This window comes from Neisseria sp. P0021.S005, from assembly GCF_051956955.1.
In genome coordinates this window covers 1-438 of record NZ_JBQCWY010000983.1, presented here as the reverse complement: position 1 = coordinate 438, position 438 = coordinate 1, and the positions used below count along the sequence as shown (strand labels likewise).

The window sequence follows — 438 nt, the reverse complement described above, 5'->3', positions numbered from 1 at the left end:
ATCGCCCGAATTGTGCGGCGGGATATTGGTTGCCATACCGACGGCAATACCAGACGAACCGTTTACCAACAGCGCAGGGAAGCGGGTCGGCAATACCAGCGGCTCATGTTCGCGGCCGTCATAGTTGGGGCCGAAGTTGACGGTTTCGTCTTCAATATCCGCCAGCATTTCATTGGAAATTTTTTCCATGCGGATTTCGGTATAACGCATGGCTGCTGCAGCCAAGCCGTCGACAGAACCAAAGTTGCCCTGACCGTCAATCAGCACATAACGCATGGAGAAGTCTTGTGCCATGCGGACGATTGTGTCGTAAACGGCTGTATCGCCGTGAGGGTGGTATTTACCGATGACGTCGCCGACGATACGCGCCGATTTTTTATAGGCGGAATTCCAGTTATTTTTCAACTCGTGCATCGCGTACAACACGCGGCGGTGTAC

At 53.2% G+C, this 438-nt stretch carries 1 protein-coding gene; it reads right to left on the bottom strand.

Features of this window, described 5'->3' with window-relative positions; translation table 11 throughout:
* Nucleotides 1-438: DNA gyrase subunit A (locus tag ACTHUE_RS20490; protein WP_440424329.1), on the bottom strand; the 438-nt coding region annotated here is incomplete at both ends.